This is a genomic window from Photobacterium salinisoli, from assembly GCF_003614885.1.
Classification (GTDB): Bacteria; Pseudomonadota; Gammaproteobacteria; order Enterobacterales; family Vibrionaceae; genus Photobacterium; species Photobacterium salinisoli.
The window spans coordinates 1-3024 of the sequence record NZ_QZMS01000001.1 but is presented as its reverse complement, the minus strand read 5'-3'; the positions used below and the strand labels follow the sequence as shown (position 1 = coordinate 3024).

Annotated in this window: 1 rRNA gene; it reads left to right on the top strand. The window is 52.6% G+C overall.

From position 1 onward, the window contains the following. Positions 1-106 precede the first annotated feature (106 nt). A 23S ribosomal RNA gene (locus D6M16_RS00005) occupies positions 107-2994 on the top strand. Positions 2995-3024 lie beyond the last annotated feature (30 nt).

The window sequence follows — 3024 nt, the reverse complement described above, 5'->3', positions numbered from 1 at the left end:
ACACATTCAAGTGTCTTGTGTAAGAGTCCGGCGAATAAACCAATTGTCTCTTTGTCAGAGACACAACCTTGGTTGTTTGAACATACGAAACCTCTTGGGGTTGTATGGTTAAGTGACTAAGCGTACACGGTGGATGCCTGGGCAGTCAGAGGCGATGAAGGACGTACTAACTTGCGATAAGCGGTGATGAGGCAGTAAGAGCCACTTGAGTCACCGATTTCCGAATGGGGAAACCCAGCTGCATAAGCAGTTATCATCAGGTGAATACATAGCCTGATGAGGCGAACCGGGGGAACTGAAACATCTAAGTACCCCGAGGAAGAGAAATCAACCGAGATTCCGGCAGTAGCGGCGAGCGAAACCGGATTAGCCCTTAAGCGTGTTTAGTGTCAGGTGAAGGTCCCTGGAAAGGGCCGCGATACAGGGTGACAGCCCCGTAACCGACGATGCTTTACACGTGAAAACGAGTAGGACGGGACACGTGTTATCCTGTCTGAACATGGGGGGACCATCCTCCAAGGCTAAATACTCCTGACTGACCGATAGTGAACCAGTACCGTGAGGGAAAGGCGAAAAGAACCCCTGTGAGGGGAGTGAAATAGAACCTGAAACCGTGTACGTACAAGCAGTAGGAGCACCTTCGTGGTGTGACTGCGTACCTTTTGTATAATGGGTCAGCGACTTAATTTCAGTAGCAAGGTTAACCGTATAGGGGAGCCGTAGGGAAACCGAGTCTTAACTGGGCGTACAGTTGCTGGGATTAGACCCGAAACCAGGTGATCTAGCCATGGGCAGGTTGAAGGTGAGGTAACACTTACTGGAGGACCGAACCGACTAATGTTGAAAAATTAGCGGATGACTTGTGGCTAGGGGTGAAAGGCCAATCAAACCTGGAGATAGCTGGTTCTCCCCGAAAGCTATTTAGGTAGCGCCTCGGACGAATACTACTGGGGGTAGAGCACTGTTAAGGCTAGGGGGTCATCCCGACTTACCAACCCTTTGCAAACTCCGAATACCAGTAAGTACTATCCGGGAGACACACGGCGGGTGCTAACGTCCGTCGTGGAGAGGGAAACAACCCAGACCGCCAGCTAAGGTCCCAAAGTATCACTAAGTGGGAAACGATGTGGGAAGGCTCAGACAGCCAGGATGTTGGCTTAGAAGCAGCCATCATTTAAAGAAAGCGTAATAGCTCACTGGTCGAGTCGGCCTGCGCGGAAGATTTAACGGGGCTAAGTGATACACCGAAGCTGCGGCAATGCATTTTATGTATTGGGTAGGGGAGCGTTCTGTAAGCGGTTGAAGGTGTGCCGTAAGGCATGCTGGACGTATCAGAAGTGCGAATGCTGACATGAGTAACGACAAAGGGGGTGAAAAACCCCCTCGCCGGAAGACCAAGGGTTCCTGTCCAACGTTAATCGGGGCAGGGTAAGTCGACCCCTAAGGCGAGGCCGAAAGGCGTAGTCGATGGGAAACGGGTTAATATTCCCGTACTGCTTATTATTGCGATGGGGGGACGGAGAAGGCTAGGTGGGCCAGGCGACGGTTGTCCTGGTTCAAGGGTGTAGGCTGTAGAATTAGGCAAATCCGGTTCTACTTAAGGCTGAGACCCGATGTCGAGTCACTACGGTGATGAAGTCATTGATGCCATGCTTCCGGGAAAAGCCTCTAAGCTTCAGATAATAAGCAATCGTACCCCAAACCGACACAGGTGGTCGGGTAGAGAATACCAAGGCGCTTGAGAGAACTCGGGTGAAGGAACTAGGCAAAATGGTACCGTAACTTCGGGAGAAGGTACGCTGCCGGCGGTGAAGAGACTTGCTCTTGGAGCTGCTGGCAGTCGCAGATACCAGGTGGCTGCAACTGTTTATTAAAAACACAGCACTGTGCAAAATCGAAAGATGACGTATACGGTGTGACGCCTGCCCGGTGCCGGAAGGTTAATTGATGGGGTTATCTTCGGAGAAGCTCTTGATCGAAGCCCCGGTAAACGGCGGCCGTAACTATAACGGTCCTAAGGTAGCGAAATTCCTTGTCGGGTAAGTTCCGACCTGCACGAATGGCGTAATGATGGCCACGCTGTCTCCACCCGAGACTCAGTGAAATTGAAATCGCAGTGAAGATGCTGCGTACCCGCGGCTAGACGGAAAGACCCCGTGAACCTTTACTACAGCTTGGCACTGAACATTGACCCTACATGTGTAGGATAGGTGGGAGGCTTCGAAGCAGGTACGCCAGTATCTGTGGAGCCGTCCTTGAAATACCACCCTTGTCGTGTTGATGTTCTAACGTCGCCCCGTTATCCGGGGTGCGGACAGTGCCTGGTGGGTAGTTTGACTGGGGCGGTCTCCTCCCAAAGCGTAACGGAGGAGCACGAAGGTGGGCTAATCACGGTCGGACATCGTGAGGTTAGTGCAATGGCATAAGCCCGCTTAACTGCGAGAATGACGGTTCGAGCAGGTGCGAAAGCAGGTCATAGTGATCCGGTGGTTCTGAATGGAAGGGCCATCGCTCAACGGATAAAAGGTACTCCGGGGATAACAGGCTGATACCGCCCAAGAGTTCATATCGACGGCGGTGTTTGGCACCTCGATGTCGGCTCATCACATCCTGGGGCTGAAGTCGGTCCCAAGGGTATGGCTGTTCGCCATTTAAAGTGGTACGCGAGCTGGGTTTAGAACGTCGTGAGACAGTTCGGTCCCTATCTGCCGTGGGCGCTGGATGATTGAAGGGAGTTGCTCCTAGTACGAGAGGACCGGAGTGAACGAACCGCTGGTGTTCGGGTTGTGTCGCCAGACGCATTGCCCGGTAGCTAAGTTCGGCATCGATAACCGCTGAAAGCATCTAAGCGGGAAGCGAGCCCTGAGATGAGTCATCCCTGAGGCTTTAAGCCTCCTGAAGGGCTGTTCGAGACTAGAACGTTGATAGGCAGGGTGTGTAAGCGTTGTGAGGCGCTCAGCTAACCTGTACTAATTGCCCGTGAGGCTTAACCATACAACACCCAAGGGGTTTTACGGACTCCAT